The sequence below is a fragment of the Pseudomonas sp. S09G 359 genome, assembly GCF_002843605.1.
Classification (GTDB): Bacteria; Pseudomonadota; Gammaproteobacteria; order Pseudomonadales; family Pseudomonadaceae; genus Aquipseudomonas.
Window position 1 is genome coordinate 4,708,188 of sequence record NZ_CP025263.1, and the last position, 16,340, is coordinate 4,724,527.

Sequence of the window (16,340 nt, forward strand, 5' to 3'; positions counted from 1 at the left end):
GGTTTTTAGGAGGTTAGGCAGTGGCAGAATCTTGTCCGGCCTGTTGCACGAAGAAGGACGCGCCACGGGGTTTCTGCGGCAAGCGCAGATGATTCTCCGTGGAACGCACCAAGCCGCTTTCTACGCCGGCTACCAGCAGGCCGGCGTGTGCACTGGGCAACGGGTTTTCGCCGAATGGCAGCGCGTCTTCAGCGGCGTAGACGCCGATGAACAGGGTGCGCGGGAGTTCGGTCTCGTTAGGGCTCGAAGCATGCAAAAGGCGGGTGTGCATAAAGCACACGGAGCCAGCCGGGCCGTAGCAGGCCACCGGTTGCTGGCAGTGTTCTTTGACCACCGCGTCGTCCACCGAGCCGGTGAACCGCTGGTTCTGCCAGTGCGACCAGAGCGGGCCTTGATGGCTGCCGGGAATCACATTCAGCGGGCCGTTTTCCGGTGTCACTTCACTGACCATCAGCAAGGCCGTGACGATGTCGTCATTGCTGTGGGGGGTAAACAGGAAGTCCTGGTGCCACTTCACCTGGGTCGCGGTGTGCGGCAGTTTCGAGTTGATTTTGCTGTGGTGGAAACGCGCGCCACCGCCGCCGATCAACTGCGCGGCAATCGTCGCCATCCGCGAGTGCAACGCCACGCGCTCATACACCGGGGAAATCTCGGTGGGCGAACTGACCCGGCGCAACGACGGGTGATCGGCGCGGTGGTCGCCCTCCAGGTCGAAGCGCGCACGGCCATCCACGGTGGCGCCCCAGCCCTGGTCGTGGCTGCGGCTCTCTTCTACCCACTGGTCGAAATCGTGCTGCAGCGCGGCCACGTCGTCCATCGACAGCACGCCTTCGACCACCAGGAAACCGTCACGCTGGAATTGCTCGATTTGAGATTGCTCGATCATCTTATTGTGTCCTGAACGTTAAACAGATCACGCCAGCGAGACGTCCTTGAGGAACGCCTCCACGCGTGGGTTATGGCCGCTGCGCAAGGCGCTCGGGGTGTCATCGCAGACCACGCGGCCTTTCTCCATAAAGACGATGCGGTCGGAAACCTTGAAGGCGAAGTTCATCTCGTGGGTGACGATCACCATGGTGATGCCCTCCTCGGCCAGGGCTTCGATCACTTGCAGCACTTCGTTGACTTTCTCTGGGTCGAGCGCCGAAGTGGGCTCGTCGAACAGCATGATCTGCGGGCGCATCATCAAGGCGCGGGCAATGGCCACGCGTTGCTGCTGGCCGCCCGACAGCTGGTGCGGGTACTTCCAGGCGTGATCGAGCATGCCGACCTTGTGCAGCAGCGCGTAGGCCTGTTGCTTCAGCTCGGAGGTCGCGCCCAGGCGGTGGTATTTGGGCGCCATCAGCAGGTTGTCGAGCACGCTCAAATGCGGGAACAGGTTGAAGCTCTGGAACACCATGCCGATGTTCAGGCGGTGCTCGGCGTGCTCGATGTATTGGGGCTTCTGCGCGCCGACCTTGCTCAAGCGAATGAACGGCAGGCCATTGATGTGGATCTCGCCGTTGTCCAGTTGCTCCAGGCCGTTGAGCAGGCGGATCAAGGTGGTTTTGCCGGAGCCCGACGGGCCGATCACCGACACCACTTCACCGGGCTGCACCTGCAGGTTGACCGAGCCGAGCACCTCGATGTCGTTATAGGCCTTGTGCAACCGCGAAGCTTGCAACGCCGCCACGCCAGTACTGGCCGGGCGTTGCAACGCGGTGCGCTGTTGGGTGGCCAGGGCCAGCACCGCCGCGTCCGGCACGCGCGAGACATTGCGCTGGTTCACATCGAGAAAGCGCTCCAGGCGTTTGAGCAAAAAGTCGAACACCGTGACGATAAATACGTAGAAGAACGCCACCGCCGCCATGGTTTCGATCACCAGGAAATTCTGCGAGTACAGGCGCTGGCCGACCATCAGGATCTCCGTGAGCGAGATCACCGACACCAGCGAGGTGAGCTTGACGATGGAAATGTATTCGTTAGCCAGCGACGGCAATGCGACGCGCAATGCCTGGGGGATGACCACGCGCCATTGGGTGCCGAAAAACCGCAACCCCAGCGCCCGCGCCGCTTCGCCCTGGCCCTTGGGGATCGAGAGCAAGCCGCCGCGATGGATCTCGGCCACGTAGGCGGTTTCGCAGATCACCAGGGCCAGCAGGCCGGACCAGAACGGGTCGGCCAGCACCGCCGAAGTGCCCGGCAGCGCCTGGGGCAGGTTGTAGATGAAGATCAGCAACACCAGCAGCGGCAGGCTGCGGAACAACCAGATATAGCCACGCGCCGGCACGCTGAGCAGTGGATGTTTGGATTGTTTGGCCAGCGCCAGCAGAAAGCCCAGGGCGATGCTCAAGAGCCAGGTCAGGGTACTGAGTTTGATCACCGTCCACGTCGCGCGCCAGAACTCGGCATCGCCCAGCAAACCAAACATGTAATTCCAGTCGAATGTCATCGTCGTGGTGCCCTGCACAAAAAAAGAAGTTGATCTGCATCGATGGATTCAGAGTCGTGGGGCGAGGTGGTTGGGGTCAATTCGTTAAAACCGGGGCACTGGGTAGGTAGAACCTATGCAGCCCTGAAAGCACTGCAAAACCCATGTGGGAGGGGGCTTGCCCTCGATAGCGGTGGGTCAGCCAACTAATTTGTAGCTGACACCCAGCCATCGGGGGCAAGCCCCCTCCCACATTTGCCCTGCTGGGTTCTTGAGATTGCATACCAGGGCCAAAAAGGTGCGCACCAGAATTCGTGGCACGACACACGCCACATCCTGGTGCAACCTCAGCTCACACCCTCAAGCACCCGCACCGCATGTGGGTCAAAAAAGCTTGGCGGCGCCATGCCGGGGATGTACTGGTCGGAGACAAACAGCCGGCAACGCTCGGCAAACGCCGACACCACGCGCGACAACTGGGTGTTGCTCGCCGTGGCGTAACCCAGGCGCATCGGCCGGTGCGAGCCGGCCAGGCGCAGGCGGATCACCCGTTTGCCGTCCTGGGACATATTCGATTTGGGCCGCGCATTCGCGAAGGAATAGCCAATGCCATTGCCGACCATGGCACGCACCGTTTCGAGGTTGGTGGAGCGCATGATGATGTTCGGCGTGGTGCCCGCCTGGATGAACAGGCTGAGGAAATAGTCGCGGCTCCACGGCGTGTCGAGCAGCACCACCGGGTACGCCTCCAGGTCTTGCATGCTCACCGCCGGCAGGCTCGCCAACGGGTGATACTCGCCGACCATCACGTAGGGCGGCAGGTGCGCCAGGGGTTGGAAGTCGATGTCGGGGCTGGTCACCAGGTCGTAGGTCAGGGCGATATCCAGCTCGCCGCTGCGCAGTTTTTCCAGCAATTCTTCGTGGTTGCCTTCGGCCTGGGTCAGGCGCACGCCCGGAAACGCGCGACCGAATCCGAACACCAACTCCGGGGTGATCATCGGCGCCAACGACGCCAGGCACCCCACCCGCAAAGGCCCGCGCACCGTGTTCAACGACTCCGAAGCGATGGTGTAGAGGTTGCTCATCTGCTCCAGGATCTGCTTGGCCTCCTGCATCACCTGGCGCCCGACCGCCGTAAGGGAAATGCCCTGGGCGTGGTGGCGCACAAACAGCTGGATGCCCAGCTCGGCCTCCATATGGGTGATGGCCGCCGAGATCGATGGCGACGACACATGAATGCGTTCAGCGGCAGCACTGATACTGCCCGCCTCTCCCGACGCGACAAAATACTCCAGTTGACGCTGAGTAATACGACTGAGCATTACGCCTGCCCCTCAACAATGACTGTATGGGGAGCGTTGCAGGGTTCGTGCCGGGTCATGGGCAAACCGACGGCCTGCACGGGCTTCGGTTTTTCCTAAGCACTACCCAGCGCAAATGCTGGTTTCGCCAGACTCGGGGCGATGTGAAGCTGAACTCATCCCGCTTCCCATGAGTTGCCCGCCATGCCTACCCATACCCGCATTCGTATGTTCAACACCAAAGAGACTTACCCCAACCAGGCCCTGGACAACGACCTGTGCCAGGCCGTGCGCGCCGGCAACACCATTTATGTACGCGGCCAGATCGGCACCGATTTCGCCGGCAACCTGGTCGGCCTCGGCGACCCGCGCGCCCAGGCCGAACAGGCGATGAAAAACGTCAAGCAGCTGCTTGAAGAAGCGGGTTCCGACCTGACCCATATCGTCAAGACCACCACCTACTTGATCGACCCGCGCTACCGCGAGCCGGTGTACCAGGAGGTCGGCAAGTGGCTCAAGGGCGTGTTCCCGATTTCCACCGGGCTGGTGATTTCCGGCCTGGGCCAACCGGAATGGTTGATGGAGATCGACGTGATCGCCGTTGTGCCGGATGACTGGACCGTATGAAAGCGATCATTGCCCGCGAACCCGGTGGCCCTGAGGTGCTGCACGTGGTCGAGCGCCCACTGCCGGTGCCGCAAGCCGGTGAAGTGTTGATTCGCGTGGCGGCCGCCGGGGTCAATCGCCCCGACCTGATGCAACGCAGCGGCGCGCCGACGCCGCCGGGCACCACCGATGTACTGGGCCTGGAAGTGGCCGGCCTGGTAGCCGCCGTGGGCAAGGGCGTGGATGAATTTGCGGTCGGCGACCGCGTGATGGCCCTGCTCAATGGCGGCGGCTACGCCGAGTACTGCGTGGCCCAGGCGGCGCATTGCCTGCCAGTGCCTGCGGGCTTGGCACTGCACGACGCCGCCGGGGTGCCGGAAGCGGCCTTCACCGTGTGGCACAACCTGTTCGAACTCGGCCGCCTACGCAGTGGCGACAGCGTGCTGATCCACGGCGCCGCCAGTGGCGTCGGCAGCTTCGCCGTGCAGTGCGCCCACGCCGCCGGGGCACGGGTGATCGCCACCGCCGGCGGCGCGCAGAAAGTCGCGCTGCTGCAAGGCCTCGGCGTATGGCGCGCGGTGGATCGCCACGTCGAAGACTTCGTCGACGTGGTGCAGGACTGCACCGAAGGGCGCGGCGTGGACGTGGTGCTGGATAACGTCGGCGGCCCGTATGTGGCACGCAACCTCGCCGCCATGGCCATGGGTGGGCGGCATGTGAGTTTGGCGTTCCTGCAAGGCGCCCACATCGAACTGGATTTGCAGGTGCTGATGCGTAAAAACCTCAGCCTCACTTCGTCGACCTTGCGCCCAAAAAGTCACGCCGAAAAAGCCCGGCTGGCGGTGTGCATCCGTTCGCGTTTCCTGCCCTGGCTGGCCTCCGGCCTGGTGCGCCCGCAAATCCACGCCCAGCTACCACTGGCTCAAGCCGCCGAGGCCCACCGCCTGCTGGAAGCCAACGCCAACCTCGGCAAAGTCTTGCTGACCATTGCGCCCTAACCTGGAGAGCCCCATGCCCCACCGCGTGTTTTTTCTGAATGGGCCCAACGCCAACCTCTACGGGCTGGACACAACCGGCACCTACGGCAGCGAAAGTTTCGCCAGCATCGACGCGCGCTGCCAACGCCACGCGGCCGGGCTGGGCCTGAGCCTGGAGTTTCGCCAGAGCAACCACGAAGGCGTGCTGGTGGACTGGATTCAAGAGGCCAGGCTGAACGCCGACGCCATCGTGATCAACGCCGCCGGCCTCAGCTATAGCTCGGTGCCGATCCTCGACGCGCTGCTGGCCTTCGACGGCCCGATCATCGAAGCGCACATGAGCAACATCTGGAAGCGCGAGCATTTCCGGCATCACTCCTACGTATCCAAGGCCGCCACCGGCGTGATCGCCGGGCTCGGGGCCATGAGTTACGAACTGGCACTCACGGCCGTGGCCGCGTTACTGAAACCTTAAATGCAGACTCGAAAACACAGCAGATCAAATGTGGGAGCTGGCTTGCCTGCGATAGCGGTGGGTCATCCAGCCCATCTGTCACTGGTACACCGCTATCGCAGGCAAGCCAGCTCCCACGGTAGATCGTCGGTGTTACTGAAAAACCTCTTACTTCCCAGGAACCGCCCATGTCAGTAGAAACCATCAACACCCTGGTCGTCGGCGCAGGCCAGGCCGGCGTCGCCATGAGCGAGCACCTGTCCCTGATGGGCGTGCCCCACATCGTGCTGGAACGCCACCGCATCGCCGAACGCTGGCGCTCCGAGCGCTGGGACTCCCTCGTCGCCAACGGCCCGGCCTGGCACGACCGCTTCCCCGGCCTCACCTTCGAAGGCATCTCCCCGGAAGCCTTCCCGCCCAAAGAACGCATGGCCGACTACTTCGAAGCCTACGTGCAGCAGTTGCAGGCCCCCGTGCGCACCGGCGTCGAAGTACAACAAGTGGAACGCCATGTCGGCCGCCCCGGCTTCAAGGTCACCACCTCCGAAGGCGTGATTGAAGCCACCAACGTCGTCGCCGCCACCGGGCCCTTTCAACGCCCGTCGATCCCCACCATCGTCCCGGCCACGGCGCCGATTCATCAACTGCACTCGTCTGCCTACAAAAATCCATCCCAGTTGCCCGAAGGCGCCGTACTGGTCGTAGGCGCGGGCGCGTCCGGCTCGCAAATCGCCGAAGAACTGCAAAAGGCCGGCAAAACCGTGTACCTCTCCGTGGGCGAACACTACCGCCCGCCCCGCGCCTACCGCAGCCGCGATTACTGCTGGTGGCTGGGTGCGCTGGGCCTGTGGGACGAAGTCAAAATCCAGCCGAAGAAAAAGCACGTAGCCTTTGCCGTCAGTGGTTATGAAGGCGGCAAGACCGTGGACTTCCGCCGCCTGGCGCACCAAGGCATCAACCTGGTAGGCGTCACCCAGGACTGGAACGAAGGCGTCATGACCTTCCAGCCCGGCCTGGCTGAAAACGTAGCCGAAGGCGACCGCGCATACTTCGACGTACTGCGCGATGCAGACGCCTATATCGAGGCCAATGGCTTGCCGTTTCCGCTGGAGCCCGAAGCCTGGGAATTGCTGCCCGATCCTGAGTGCCTGGTTAACCCGATCCTCAGCCTGGACCTGGCCGAAGCCGGCGTGACCACCATCCTCTGGGCTACCGGTTTCAAGTTCGACTTCAGCTGGTTGAAAGTGGATGCGTTTGATGAGAAAGGCGAGCCGTTCCACAAACGTGGGATTTCGGCCGAAAGCGGGATCTACTTCCTCGGCCTGCCCAACCTGGTGAACCGCGCGTCGTCGTTTATCTACGGGGTGTGGCACGACGCAAAATATGTGGCGGACCATATCGTGTTGCAGAACGAGTACAAGGCTTACCAAAAGCCATGACGGCGCAGCAATGTTGAAATCTGAAGGGCTGTAGAACAAGGCGGGTTGCCGTAGAATGCGCCCCCTTGAACAACCTCAAAGGACTGAAGCCCGTGTCAACGAACAGCACCATCACCTGCCCGCACTGCATGAACAACGTGCCATGGGGCGCCCGCGTATGCCGGGGCTGCCAGGCAGAAATCTCCTACGGCACCCCGCTGGCCAGCGTCATCTTTTTTATCGTGCTCTCTGTCGGCGCAGGTTGGTATGTGACCAAGCTGGCCCACGACTACCTGTTCACCAACTCCACCTTGTTGTGGTGCGTATTCGCCGCCGTGCTGATTCCCTGCGCCATTCTGTCGAGAAAAGCCTGCAAGCGTTTGTATGACGGCAAAACCGAGTTTCGCCGCCATTACCGCAAGTGAACGGCCGAATCTACCCAGAACACTGCTCAAGGACATAACGATGCGAACTACCTTTTCCCTGCTTACGCTTGCTCTCGTCGGCGGCCTGCTCAATGGCTGCGCCTCGACCTCGAAACCCTCTGTCAGTTATCTGAGCACCGCGCAAAGTGTGGTGTCCGATCGGGCTGATATGGACTTCAAAGACGGCGCGGTCTATTTCAAAGTAGCGGACAACACGTCTTCCGCCGCTCAGTTCAGTGAAAGCTTGAATGCCTGCGTTCGATTTCAAGTCGCCGGTTACCAAAAGAATGGCCAAGGTGTGCAGGTTTTCCGCTCCCTGGGTTACACCGAAGCGCAGATCATCAATGAGGGCAGTCGCCTCTGTATGGAAAGCAAAGGCTGGGTGCTCTACACCGTGGTCAACAATCAAGTGCAACACGTTGACCATGGCCTGAGGAGTTATGCCGCCATGTCCGAGCGAGAGCTTGAACTTGCACGTGAACTGCCTAAAGGCCAACGCGAGTGGTACCTGAAATATGCACCCGATGTGCTGGCGGTTGGTGATCTAGGGAAGTAAGTGAAGGGTCGAGGGGGCAATAACGTGGCAAAAGAACAACCGAAAAAATCGTTTATACCGTGGGCGTTGGGATTGGTTTTTTTGAGCCTGGTAGGGGTTCTGGTCATACAGGCCTTCCAGGAAACACCCGAGCCGAGCAAAACCAGTTTCCTCAGCGACCTGATCATCGTGACTGCGCGGACCACACCCGGGAATCGAAAAATCGACGACGATGTAACCTTCGTGCGGGCGGAAGCGGCTAACAGTCACGAACTCAAGTTCATTTACACCTTGGCCAATTACGATACCCACCCCGAAGACTTTGACTTCGCCGAGATGAAATCAAGCACCACCCAGTCTGTTTGTGCCAAACAAATGCCAAGGGAGCAGTCAATCATTTCGCTGGGCGGCACGATCATTTTCATTTATGGCAGTAAAACCGTAAAAGAGGTCGCAAGGATCGAAGTCAACAAGCAGAGCTGTGCGGGCTGATATTCAGCCCACCGGCTCGAACCGCCGCCGCTTCAGGAACAACCCCACCCCCAGCGCAACCGCGAAGATCGACAGCAACCCCAGGTCGAACCCCACTAGTTGGACCTGGCTTGCAGCCACGCAGCCCACCGCACCCGCCGCCACCAGCAACACCCCTACCCACTTGCGCAGCCGGAAGGGTTTGAGAAATCGGTCGAGCAGAAAAAACAGCACCAGGGCAATGACCAGCTGGGTAATCTCGGACATGGGCCTCTCCCGTCAGGTCTTGATGATCAGTGTCGTAGCTGTGCGCTGCGGGCCAATACCGCCGCTGACCTGGGCCTCGATGCTGACCAGCACGTCGCCTGCATGATAGGTGGGTAGCACGTCATTGGCATACATGCGCACACCCGCGCCTACCGGCATACCTACATAAGGGGTGGCGACATACGAGGCGGCGCCCGCGCTAGTTGTCGGTGAGGGTGATCTGCGAGACGTTGAACACGATCCCGTGATTGCCCATGTATTGGAAAGTCCCTTCGAACTTCATCGCACGCATCCTTTCGAGCCAAAGGCGGGGATTCTCTACAAGGCGGGCGGTGGGTTCAAATCATTTCAGCCTGGAAGTGAGCAGCACATCGTGGCCCAGGCCTATGCGCTGAACACTGGTTGATACATCACCGAATACATTATCATCGGCCCGCTATTCGGCCGTCCCAAGCCCCGGGATGGTCAGGGTACCCAATGGAATCAGGGAGAGATGGATGTATCTCAATCAAACGTTCAGCCGCTGTATCCTGCTGGCCGGCGCGTTGGCAATCAGCGGCTGCACTTCGCTGTTGCAGGGCAAGCAGTATGCCGTGCCCGGCGCTGATGAACCCGCCGCCACGGTTCGCATCAAGGCTGGAAATGGCGCGAGACTGGATGCCATGACGTTCAGCGACAATGGCTGCTATGCGGGTTACACCGTGCTGCCCTCTAACGGCGACTACATCGAGTCTCGGGTCGGCGTGAATAAAGAGCTGATCCTCACCTATTGGCAATTTGCAGGAAGCAACGTTTGTAAGATCCCGTTCTCCTTCACGCCACAGAGCGGCGCCACCTATACGTTGATCCAAGGCTCCTGGAGCAAACCCAAGGCCGGGATTATTCCGCTCTTCAACCGCGACGAACAGTTTTGCGGCGTAGGCGTGATCAAGAAAGTCGGCGACCAGGAGAGCATCGAACCCATTCAACAGTTGCAGATTAAAACTGGGTTCGCATGCTTGAAGTTCGTTAAATAGGGATTTCGCAGGGCATTGGCTACGAGTGAGTGGAGCCATTTAATGCGGTCTTTCAGCATTCGTTAAGGCTCTCATGGCCGATGGAATTGAAAAACTCGATATTGATACCCTCACGCTATCTCGTGGACGGGTTCTGGATAAATGCGCATGTTGACTGGCTTGAATCATTTGACGCTGGCGGTGGCAAACCTCTCTCGCAGTCTCGAGTTTTATATGGCCCTGCCCGGCTTCAAATTGGCTGCCCGCTGGGACACGGGGGCCTATCTTTGCCTCGGCGATCTTTGGCTGTGTGTGTCTCTGGACGAGAGCCGCCTGGCGCAAAAGCAGCCTGATTACACCCACTATGCGTTTTCGGTGAGCCAGGACGATTTTGGAGAAGTGACTGCCTATTTACGGCGCCGTAACGTGATGGAGTGGAAAACCAACTCGAGCGAAGGCGACTCGTTTTATTTTTCCGACCCGGATGGGCACCGCCTGGAACTGCACGTAGGCAGCCTGGCTTCACGGCTTGAACAATGCCGACGCCATCCCTATGCAGGCATGGAGTTCTTTGACTAAGCGTTTGCGTCTGGATCAACGCCGCCGCGACCCGGGCCGGGGCTCTGCGGCAGCGGATGAGGTGTGGAAACGGGCACTCAACCCCGCTTCGGCAACTTCCAGTTCGGACGAATGAAGTGGCAGGTATACCCATTCGGAATCCGCTCCAGATAATCCTGATGCTCCGGCTCCGCCTCCCAAAACTCTCTGGCCGGCTCAATTTCCGTGACCACCCTGCCCGGCCACAACTTCGAAGCATCCACATCCGCCGCCGTGTCTTCGGCAACGTCACGCTGCTGCTCGCTCAAATAGTAAATCGCCGAACGATAGCTAGGCCCCAGGTCATTACCCTGCCGATTCGGCGTACTCGGGTCATGTATCTGGAAAAAGAATTCAAGAATCTGCCGGTAGGAAATCACCGCAGGGTCAAACACGATCTCGATCGCTTCGGCATGGTTGCCATGGTTGCGATAGGTGGCATTCGGCACATCGCCGCCGGTGTAGCCGACACGCGTGCTCAGCACGCCGGGGTAGCGTCGCAACAGGTCCTGCATGCCCCAGAAGCAGCCGCCGGCGAGGATCGCGGTTTCGGTTTGGTTGGTCATGGTGTGTATTTCCACGCAATGGGTACAGGGTAGTTATGGGGCACTGTTGGCCAATACCAAGTTGCAGCGCGGAAAAAACCGGGCGTGGCCATCACCCCGCGAGTAAAATGCCACCCTCGCTCGATCAGGACACCACCACCCAGGAGGGGTAACGCTTGAACCCGCTTAACACCCACGCTGATATCACCCGACTCACGCTCAAGCAGCAACTTGCCGTTGACCCTTACAAGGCATTGGGCCTGCTGGAAACCCTGCTCACCTTCATTGTGATGATGAGCGTCGTGCTGTTTGTTGGTTACGCCCTTGGCATCACCGACACGTTCAAAAGCAACCTGCTGTGCAGCGGCACCCTGGGTGCGTCCATTGGCATGGCCTACAGTATGTACCGCGAAGCGGCCCTGGCCGAGTGGCACGTGGCCGGTCATGTCAGCCCTGAGGTACTGCGCAGCGCCATGGCTGCCGTGAAGTACTCCGAAACACAGCCAGGCGAGTACTACCCGAAAAAACGTATGTTCACGCCGTTTCATCGGTGTGACTCAGAGCGGATCACGCTTACGGCAGTGGATGACGGTGTGCTGTTTAAAGGGCCGCATAACAAGCTGAAAGCGCTGGCGGCGTTGCAGCTTACCGAGGCTGTGCACACGCCAGGCTGATCGACTTACGAGGCCGGAGGACATGTCCTACATCAGGCTTCAGCGCCTTGCCCGATTGCCTACAGTTGCGTCAGAATCCGCCGGCTTGTGCGCTTGGGTGGGGGTCTCTAAGGTTGCTCGGTCGCTGACAATTTAGTGATCGGGTTTAGTAGCCCGAGGGTCAATTACACTTAGTGCATGAGCTTCATCTATCAGACGCCTGTCTGTGCCTGATGGTGGCTGTGCGTAGGGCGCCTTCGGGTGCGCCGGCTTTGTGTAATTCCCCGGTCTACTAACCTGCGTACAGCTGCCACCCATTTTGTGTAGTAGCGAAAAGGTGTCGGCCCTATTCAGGAATTACATCATGTTCAAAGTCACGCCTAACCCTCCAAACGAACCAGACCTGAAACTCAACCAGGCTGCGCACCGTGCAATCGATCACTACCTCAATCCAGAAACCGCCCCACCACTGCCACCACCGGCCCTGTTCAGCGTTGCCACTGATGCCAGTAACGAAACCTTGATCACCAACAGCTATGAAACCTTTTCCTCGGTAACCGCATTGCTACTTGACCTGTCGGAAGACTTGACGGGGAAACAGCGTGATGTGGTGCTGGCGATTCACCAGCTGAGTGAGTTGGGGGTTTTGTTGATGGATAGGTTGATGGAGCGGGAGGGGGCTTTAGCTGGCGGTTGAGCTACGTTGCTTTCGACCGGAAGATCGCCGATTTGCCAATATAACTTTACGGCGAATCGGTGATTTTCTGTTCCGTTGTTGTCATCCGGTCTGGGGGCTTAAAACCCCACACTTTGCGGTTGCCAGCTACATGCTCTGAGCCAACGGCAATGGATAGACACTACTCATCAGAAACAGCCGACGGTGAATGGCTTCTTTCGGCCAAAAGCAGACCTTCCTTAAATCTTCAAATAGCTTTACAAACCACATACCTGCACAAGTTAAGGCGAGACGGCATGGCACTTTCCAAAGGCAGTATCATAAAGCTGATCACTATTGACCGAGCAGCGGTGGTACTCACGGACTGGTTGAACTCTCGGGAGGCGGCTCCTGGAGATATCGTCGTGGTGGAAAGGATTTCAATGGGGGAGGCTGGATGCACTGTTCTCTTGTTGTGCGAGCCAGAAGTAGGGTTTCTTGAGTGGAGAGCGTCATATTTTGAGGCTGGGTTGACCTATGAGGTGCTGAGTAGCTTTCCCCTTGACGTCAGCTCTTGAATGTCTGCTCAGGGTCGAAAGCGGCCTCTCGCAGCTGCTAGCCTTCTCCCACATCTGTCATTTAGGCGCTAAAAAGCTCAGCGCAATTCTGGAATCGAGAGGTGAACTCAAGTAGCTCGCGCGTTATCTGATCGGTCGTCCCATATACCCCGTTCTCAGCCAATGAATAGGCATCGTCGAAGTAACCGCATGGACTCAAGATTTCTGGGAAGTCGTAGATTGAGGCTGACCAAGATCGGTACAGCCCCTCCGCTAAAATCCGTCCAAAATCTGGTTCATTGAGGAGCCTCTTATGTGCCTTGGCGAGCAGACACGGCAAGACCTCAGCGGGGTTTAACGAGGGCGCCCCAATTCGAACCAACTGATCTGCAATCTCGTACCGGTTCGAGTCACTCATGAGTGAAAGCTCTATCAGCTCGTAGGCAGGGTCTTCTTGTGTAGCGATTTGATCATCTGCCCATTGGGCAGCGTCCGATACGCTAAAAATACCTAGCTCTATACCTACCTTCAGGTAAGAGATCTGTTCATTAATGTTCAAGCGCTGAGTCATTTTTGACATGTGCATGCCCTGATCATTTGACACGCCACTTTATCCTGAGACAGATCAATCCGTTAGATATCTATCAGGAGATACGCAGAAGCGCGACACCGGCATCTATCGGCCAGAAGCGAACGCTCATGATCCAGAGTCCCTTCCCGACCGACTTGCAAGAGAAGATTCAAGCCTTCTGGCGGCACAGGGGCTGCCGCGTGATGCCGCGCCGTTTCTTTCGTTCTATGCCTACTCACAGACCGAAATTGAGTCACGAGTACAAAATGTCGGCTTACCCGAATCTTATTTTCCTCTAGGTCACAATGGATCTGGCGACGTTGTTGCCATTGATATGGACAGCCGACACGTCATCTACTTCAACCACGACCGTTACAACGGGAGAGTTTTCATAAATTCTTCTCTTCCGCAATTTGCTGAGACTCTTTGTATCTACCAAGAGCACCTCACCAAGGAGGCCATGGCTGATTGTCTCGACGCAATTGCAACCATCGACTCACGAGCGGTCGATCTTGGGTCTATGTGGCCAAGCAGAGTAGCAACCAGCAGGGCTCGGATCATCGCGGCGTCTCCAGAGGGTATCGGTGCGAGGAGCGTAGCCGGGTTTTCGGCAGGCTGATGGCGGCCAGGCCAGGAATTTCTGCCTGCCGCTGGCACGCAAAAGCCGCGATCAAATTACTAGCCACGCATCTGCCAGAGGATGAAATCGACTTTCTTGAGATCCGTCAGCGCGTGGTGTTCCGGTACCAATTTGTTGAACTGCTCTACCCAACTCACACCTTCATCAGACGGCAGGAAGCTCTGGTACCAATTTTCGATGTCGGCGTAACGGAGCTTGGCGTCCTGAATCTTCGTGCGAGAGGTGTAGGAAGGCGCCACCTGGTTGGTGTTGGACAACACAAATTTGTCCCATACCGGCTTCTCAGGGTTTAGCGTCGCCACGCATTTACTGGAAAAGGACGGCTCATAGCGGCCAGTGCTTTCGTGTATACGGTCGAGTACCTCACCGAAGGTGGGCGTCGACCCTTTCAGCTCCTGCATAAGGCTGTAATAGGCGCTGTACCAGGCCGGCTGGCGGCGCTGGACGCGATAGAAGCCGTTATAGGCGCGCTGGAACGCAGCATCGGTCGAGACATTGACCTTGCCCACTTGGTCCATCAGTGCCAGATATTTTTGGATGCCTGGCTTGGCCTTGATAATGGCGGACGTCACATCTTTAACCATGGAACCTACTTCCTTTCAGTGGGGGGACAAAATACGGGTTGATTGTAATTTATTGATTCTTGAAGGCTTTGCGTAAGCGTGCGCTTGCGATCATCTCATCGAGTTGGCTGATCATTGCATCCACGTCGATCTCTTTGAATTCTTCACACGACGCGGCGATGATCCGTTCGGCAAACTGGGGGCTGTACTCCAAAGCAATGAACCCCGGCGCCGCCGTATCGATTGCGGTGTACATCCACTGGCCTTCAACCTCATGCCCACACAGATGGCCCGCTTCCTGTAGCCCCAAGATAATCGACTGAAACTCAGCCTCACTCAGGTACGTCGCTTCTTGCATGACGTACCGGCGCAAGTCGGCAGCACCAAGGCCGCCGACAGCGCTCTGAACGATCAATGCTTTCACTTGCTCGATGTCTTTCACCACGATGCCCTCCTCATCCGCCGCCCCGCAATTCGGGTCAGGCGTGATTACCTTGCCAATGAAGAACATCCTGAATTCAAATAGGGACACTTCCTGTCCCGAACTAAAAAAATGATTGATCGAGCTCATCGCCGTGATTACGTACGCCAAATTCTTCGCGGCGCCGCCGCACCGCTCTCCACCACCGACATCCACAAAAAGCTGGTCGTCTGGGTTGATCGTCATGGTGATGCCGGTGATGTCCATGATAAGAAAACCACCCTCAGGGACTTGGAGCTGCTCAAAAAACTCAAGTACGTTGATAGCGACGCCAGTAAGGCAGACAAAAGACTGCTGCTCTGGAAAGCGGTGGGTCGAAGCCACTCGTTGGTACTTTCACCCACCGACGCCATGTCACTGACGGCGGTCTTCCAGCACGCTGAGCGGTTTGGCCTGCAATTAGCCACCGATGAGCTCAAGGGGCTGCGGGAGTATGCGGAGTTGGTGATGCAGGACGGCGCAGAACGTAAGCTGGACTACACCAAGCGTTTGACTTCCGGCACCCGATTTACGCTATTGCAGCCAGGTCAGTACAACCCCGAACATCTCAAACAGGTACAGAGCGCCATTCTCGACGGCGCCCCATTGGAAGTCGGGTATCGGCCGCGAGATGCAGGAGGCGTTGAATGCACTTACCAACTCACGCCATTGGGGCTTTCCTATCAGGACTCCAATATTTATCTTTCCGCCTACATCGTCGAAGAAGACTGGCCGGGTGAAGCGCCCGACCCCGGTCTGCCGCGCGGCAAGTACAGCAGCAACGGGCCGAATAAACTCTGTGCACTTATGCTGCATCGAATCACCCAAGTGGGGCCCGGCAAGCGCAACCCCATTGAGCCGGAAGGCTACGACATCCACTCGGATGAGGCACAAAAAGACTTGGTGAGCATTCACTCGCCCCCGCAGTTAACGCGCCTGCGCCTGAGTGACAACCTGTACAACCGGCTTTCAGAAAACCCTCTCGATATAAACCAGACGCTGGCTCCCTATGGGGACAGTTGGTTGCTGACCTGTGAAATCCGTGACACGCAGGGCCTGCGCCTGTTTTTAATGGCAAACGCTGCGGATATTGAGGTGCTGGAGCCGCAAGCCCTCAGGGATCATGTCCACAAGTTGCTTAGCGCGGCGGTGAAAAACTACGGAACTTGAACGGCAGAGCTTGCTTTGATCTCAGCCTGCGCAGGGGATGTTCAGGCGCCAGATTTCAGGTAATCATGCG

General features: G+C 58.4%; 22 protein-coding genes. 13 read left to right on the forward strand and 9 right to left on the reverse strand.

Annotated features, from left to right (window positions below):
* Positions 1–13: 13 nt before the first annotated feature.
* The 3 genes from CXQ82_RS21465 to CXQ82_RS21475 form a co-directional block, all read right to left on the reverse strand.
* Positions 14–886, reverse strand: a complete 873-nt coding sequence (locus CXQ82_RS21465; RefSeq protein WP_101272185.1) for a phytanoyl-CoA dioxygenase family protein — start codon at positions 884–886, stop codon at positions 14–16.
* Positions 887–913: 27 nt separating this feature from the next.
* Positions 914–2,431, reverse strand: a complete 1,518-nt coding sequence (locus CXQ82_RS21470; protein ID WP_101272186.1) for an amino acid ABC transporter permease/ATP-binding protein — start codon at positions 2,429–2,431, stop codon at positions 914–916.
* A gap of 326 nt (positions 2,432–2,757) precedes the next feature.
* On the reverse strand, positions 2,758–3,732 hold the full coding sequence (locus CXQ82_RS21475; RefSeq protein ID WP_101272187.1) for a LysR family transcriptional regulator: 975 nt from the start codon (positions 3,730–3,732) through the stop codon (positions 2,758–2,760).
* 183 nt (positions 3,733–3,915) lie between these two features.
* Between CXQ82_RS21475 and CXQ82_RS21480 the strand changes: the two genes are divergently transcribed.
* The 7 genes from CXQ82_RS21480 (at position 3,916) to CXQ82_RS21510 (ending at position 8,618) form a co-directional block, all read left to right on the forward strand.
* Positions 3,916–4,338: a RidA family protein gene (locus CXQ82_RS21480; RefSeq protein ID WP_101272188.1), complete on the forward strand. Its 423-nt coding sequence runs from the start codon at positions 3,916–3,918 to the stop codon at positions 4,336–4,338.
* Positions 4,335–5,315, forward strand: coding sequence for an NAD(P)H-quinone oxidoreductase (locus CXQ82_RS21485; protein WP_101272189.1), 981 nt, complete (start codon positions 4,335–4,337; stop codon positions 5,313–5,315). The genes CXQ82_RS21480 and CXQ82_RS21485 overlap by 4 nt, the downstream gene beginning before the upstream one ends.
* A 13-nt stretch (positions 5,316–5,328) precedes the next feature.
* Complete coding sequence (locus tag CXQ82_RS21490) at positions 5,329–5,769, forward strand: type II 3-dehydroquinate dehydratase (RefSeq protein ID WP_101272190.1); 441 nt, start codon at positions 5,329–5,331, stop codon at positions 5,767–5,769.
* Positions 5,770–5,936: 167 nt separating this feature from the next.
* Positions 5,937–7,187, forward strand: coding sequence for an NAD(P)/FAD-dependent oxidoreductase (locus CXQ82_RS21495; RefSeq protein WP_101272191.1), 1,251 nt, complete (start codon positions 5,937–5,939; stop codon positions 7,185–7,187).
* 92 nt (positions 7,188–7,279) lie between these two features.
* Positions 7,280–7,591, forward strand: coding sequence for a hypothetical protein (locus CXQ82_RS21500; protein ID WP_157832186.1), 312 nt, complete (start codon positions 7,280–7,282; stop codon positions 7,589–7,591).
* Positions 7,592–7,631: 40 nt separating this feature from the next.
* Positions 7,632–8,147 carry a hypothetical protein gene (locus CXQ82_RS21505; RefSeq protein ID WP_101272193.1) on the forward strand — a complete coding sequence of 172 codons (516 nt, stop codon included), beginning with the start codon at positions 7,632–7,634 and terminating at the stop codon, positions 8,145–8,147.
* A 24-nt stretch (positions 8,148–8,171) separates the two neighbouring features.
* A complete protein-coding gene (locus CXQ82_RS21510; protein ID WP_101273847.1) occupies positions 8,172–8,618 on the forward strand; it encodes a hypothetical protein in 447 nt (148 codons plus the stop codon).
* A gap of 3 nt (positions 8,619–8,621) precedes the next feature.
* Here the strand turns inward: CXQ82_RS21510 and CXQ82_RS21515 are convergent, their stop codons facing one another.
* Positions 8,622–8,864 (reverse strand): hypothetical protein, encoded by a 243-nt coding sequence (locus CXQ82_RS21515; RefSeq protein ID WP_101272194.1) that lies wholly within the window; start codon positions 8,862–8,864, stop codon positions 8,622–8,624.
* Positions 8,865–8,876: 12 nt separating this feature from the next.
* Positions 8,877–8,999 (reverse strand): hypothetical protein, encoded by a 123-nt coding sequence (locus tag CXQ82_RS31690; RefSeq protein WP_256581823.1) that lies wholly within the window; start codon positions 8,997–8,999, stop codon positions 8,877–8,879.
* A gap of 362 nt (positions 9,000–9,361) precedes the next feature.
* Here CXQ82_RS31690 and CXQ82_RS21525 point away from each other — a divergent pair, with 362 nt between their 5' ends.
* Together CXQ82_RS21525 and fos are read left to right on the forward strand one after the other, a co-directional pair.
* Entirely contained in the window at positions 9,362–9,880 is a 519-nt protein-coding gene (locus tag CXQ82_RS21525; protein WP_101272195.1) for a hypothetical protein, read from the forward strand.
* Between the two features lie 147 nt (positions 9,881–10,027).
* Entirely contained in the window at positions 10,028–10,438 is a 411-nt protein-coding gene (fos, locus tag CXQ82_RS21530) for a fosfomycin resistance glutathione transferase (RefSeq protein WP_101272196.1), read from the forward strand.
* Between the two features lie 77 nt (positions 10,439–10,515).
* Here fos and msrA read toward each other — a convergent pair whose 3' ends face one another.
* The gene (msrA, locus tag CXQ82_RS21535; RefSeq protein ID WP_101272197.1) at positions 10,516–11,022 is read right to left on the reverse strand and encodes a peptide-methionine (S)-S-oxide reductase MsrA; all 507 of its coding nucleotides are present in this window, start codon (positions 11,020–11,022) and stop codon (positions 10,516–10,518) included.
* A 155-nt stretch (positions 11,023–11,177) separates the two neighbouring features.
* Here msrA and CXQ82_RS21540 point away from each other — a divergent pair, with 155 nt between their 5' ends.
* Both CXQ82_RS21540 and CXQ82_RS21545 read left to right on the forward strand, forming a co-directional pair.
* A complete protein-coding gene (locus CXQ82_RS21540; protein ID WP_101272198.1) occupies positions 11,178–11,675 on the forward strand; it encodes a hypothetical protein in 498 nt (165 codons plus the stop codon).
* A gap of 343 nt (positions 11,676–12,018) precedes the next feature.
* A complete protein-coding gene (locus CXQ82_RS21545) occupies positions 12,019–12,351 on the forward strand; it encodes a DUF6124 family protein (RefSeq protein ID WP_101272199.1) in 333 nt (110 codons plus the stop codon).
* Positions 12,352–12,948: 597 nt separating this feature from the next.
* Here CXQ82_RS21545 and CXQ82_RS21555 read toward each other — a convergent pair.
* Positions 12,949–13,470: a hypothetical protein gene (locus tag CXQ82_RS21555; protein WP_101272201.1), complete on the reverse strand. Its 522-nt coding sequence runs from the start codon at positions 13,468–13,470 to the stop codon at positions 12,949–12,951.
* Between the two features lie 70 nt (positions 13,471–13,540).
* Between CXQ82_RS21555 and CXQ82_RS32025 the strand changes: the two genes are divergently transcribed.
* Positions 13,541–14,056 (forward strand): SUKH-4 family immunity protein, encoded by a 516-nt coding sequence (locus CXQ82_RS32025; protein WP_101272202.1) that lies wholly within the window; start codon positions 13,541–13,543, stop codon positions 14,054–14,056.
* Between the two features lie 59 nt (positions 14,057–14,115).
* On the opposite strand, the gene CXQ82_RS21565 is transcribed toward CXQ82_RS32025, so the two are convergent.
* Positions 14,116–14,661: a hypothetical protein gene (locus tag CXQ82_RS21565; RefSeq protein ID WP_101272203.1), complete on the reverse strand. Its 546-nt coding sequence runs from the start codon at positions 14,659–14,661 to the stop codon at positions 14,116–14,118.
* A gap of 49 nt (positions 14,662–14,710) precedes the next feature.
* A complete protein-coding gene (locus CXQ82_RS31695; protein WP_256581824.1) occupies positions 14,711–15,328 on the reverse strand; it encodes a hypothetical protein in 618 nt (205 codons plus the stop codon).
* Between the two features lie 24 nt (positions 15,329–15,352).
* Here CXQ82_RS31695 and CXQ82_RS21575 point away from each other — a divergent pair, with 24 nt between their 5' ends.
* The gene (locus CXQ82_RS21575) at positions 15,353–16,270 is read left to right on the forward strand and encodes a YafY family protein (RefSeq protein WP_256581825.1); all 918 of its coding nucleotides are present in this window, start codon (positions 15,353–15,355) and stop codon (positions 16,268–16,270) included.
* Positions 16,271–16,340 lie beyond the last annotated feature (70 nt).

What these genes read in the sequence shown, in the direction of transcription:
- CXQ82_RS21465 (WP_101272185.1), bottom strand. Translation starts at nt 886, where the DNA reads ATGATCGAGCAATCTCAAATCGAGCAATTCCAGCGTGACGGTTTCCTG.
- CXQ82_RS21485 (WP_101272189.1), top strand. Translation starts at nt 4,335, where the DNA reads ATGAAAGCGATCATTGCCCGCGAACCCGGTGGCCCTGAGGTGCTGCAC.
- CXQ82_RS31690 (WP_256581823.1), bottom strand. Translation starts at nt 8,999, where the DNA reads ATGTATGCCAATGACGTGCTACCCACCTATCATGCAGGCGACGTGCTG.
- CXQ82_RS31695 (WP_256581824.1), bottom strand. Translation starts at nt 15,328, where the DNA reads ATGGACATCACCGGCATCACCATGACGATCAACCCAGACGACCAGCTT.
- CXQ82_RS21470 (WP_101272186.1), bottom strand. Translation starts at nt 2,431, where the DNA reads ATGACATTCGACTGGAATTACATGTTTGGTTTGCTGGGCGATGCCGAG.
- CXQ82_RS21475 (WP_101272187.1), bottom strand. Translation starts at nt 3,732, where the DNA reads ATGCTCAGTCGTATTACTCAGCGTCAACTGGAGTATTTTGTCGCGTCG.
- CXQ82_RS21525 (WP_101272195.1), top strand. Translation starts at nt 9,362, where the DNA reads ATGTATCTCAATCAAACGTTCAGCCGCTGTATCCTGCTGGCCGGCGCG.
- fos (WP_101272196.1), top strand. Translation starts at nt 10,028, where the DNA reads ATGTTGACTGGCTTGAATCATTTGACGCTGGCGGTGGCAAACCTCTCT.
- CXQ82_RS21495 (WP_101272191.1), top strand. Translation starts at nt 5,937, where the DNA reads ATGTCAGTAGAAACCATCAACACCCTGGTCGTCGGCGCAGGCCAGGCC.
- CXQ82_RS21545 (WP_101272199.1), top strand. Translation starts at nt 12,019, where the DNA reads ATGTTCAAAGTCACGCCTAACCCTCCAAACGAACCAGACCTGAAACTC.
- CXQ82_RS21480 (WP_101272188.1), top strand. Translation starts at nt 3,916, where the DNA reads ATGCCTACCCATACCCGCATTCGTATGTTCAACACCAAAGAGACTTAC.
- msrA (WP_101272197.1), bottom strand. Translation starts at nt 11,022, where the DNA reads ATGACCAACCAAACCGAAACCGCGATCCTCGCCGGCGGCTGCTTCTGG.
- CXQ82_RS21505 (WP_101272193.1), top strand. Translation starts at nt 7,632, where the DNA reads ATGCGAACTACCTTTTCCCTGCTTACGCTTGCTCTCGTCGGCGGCCTG.
- CXQ82_RS21490 (WP_101272190.1), top strand. Translation starts at nt 5,329, where the DNA reads ATGCCCCACCGCGTGTTTTTTCTGAATGGGCCCAACGCCAACCTCTAC.
- CXQ82_RS21515 (WP_101272194.1), bottom strand. Translation starts at nt 8,864, where the DNA reads ATGTCCGAGATTACCCAGCTGGTCATTGCCCTGGTGCTGTTTTTTCTG.
- CXQ82_RS21565 (WP_101272203.1), bottom strand. Translation starts at nt 14,661, where the DNA reads ATGGTTAAAGATGTGACGTCCGCCATTATCAAGGCCAAGCCAGGCATC.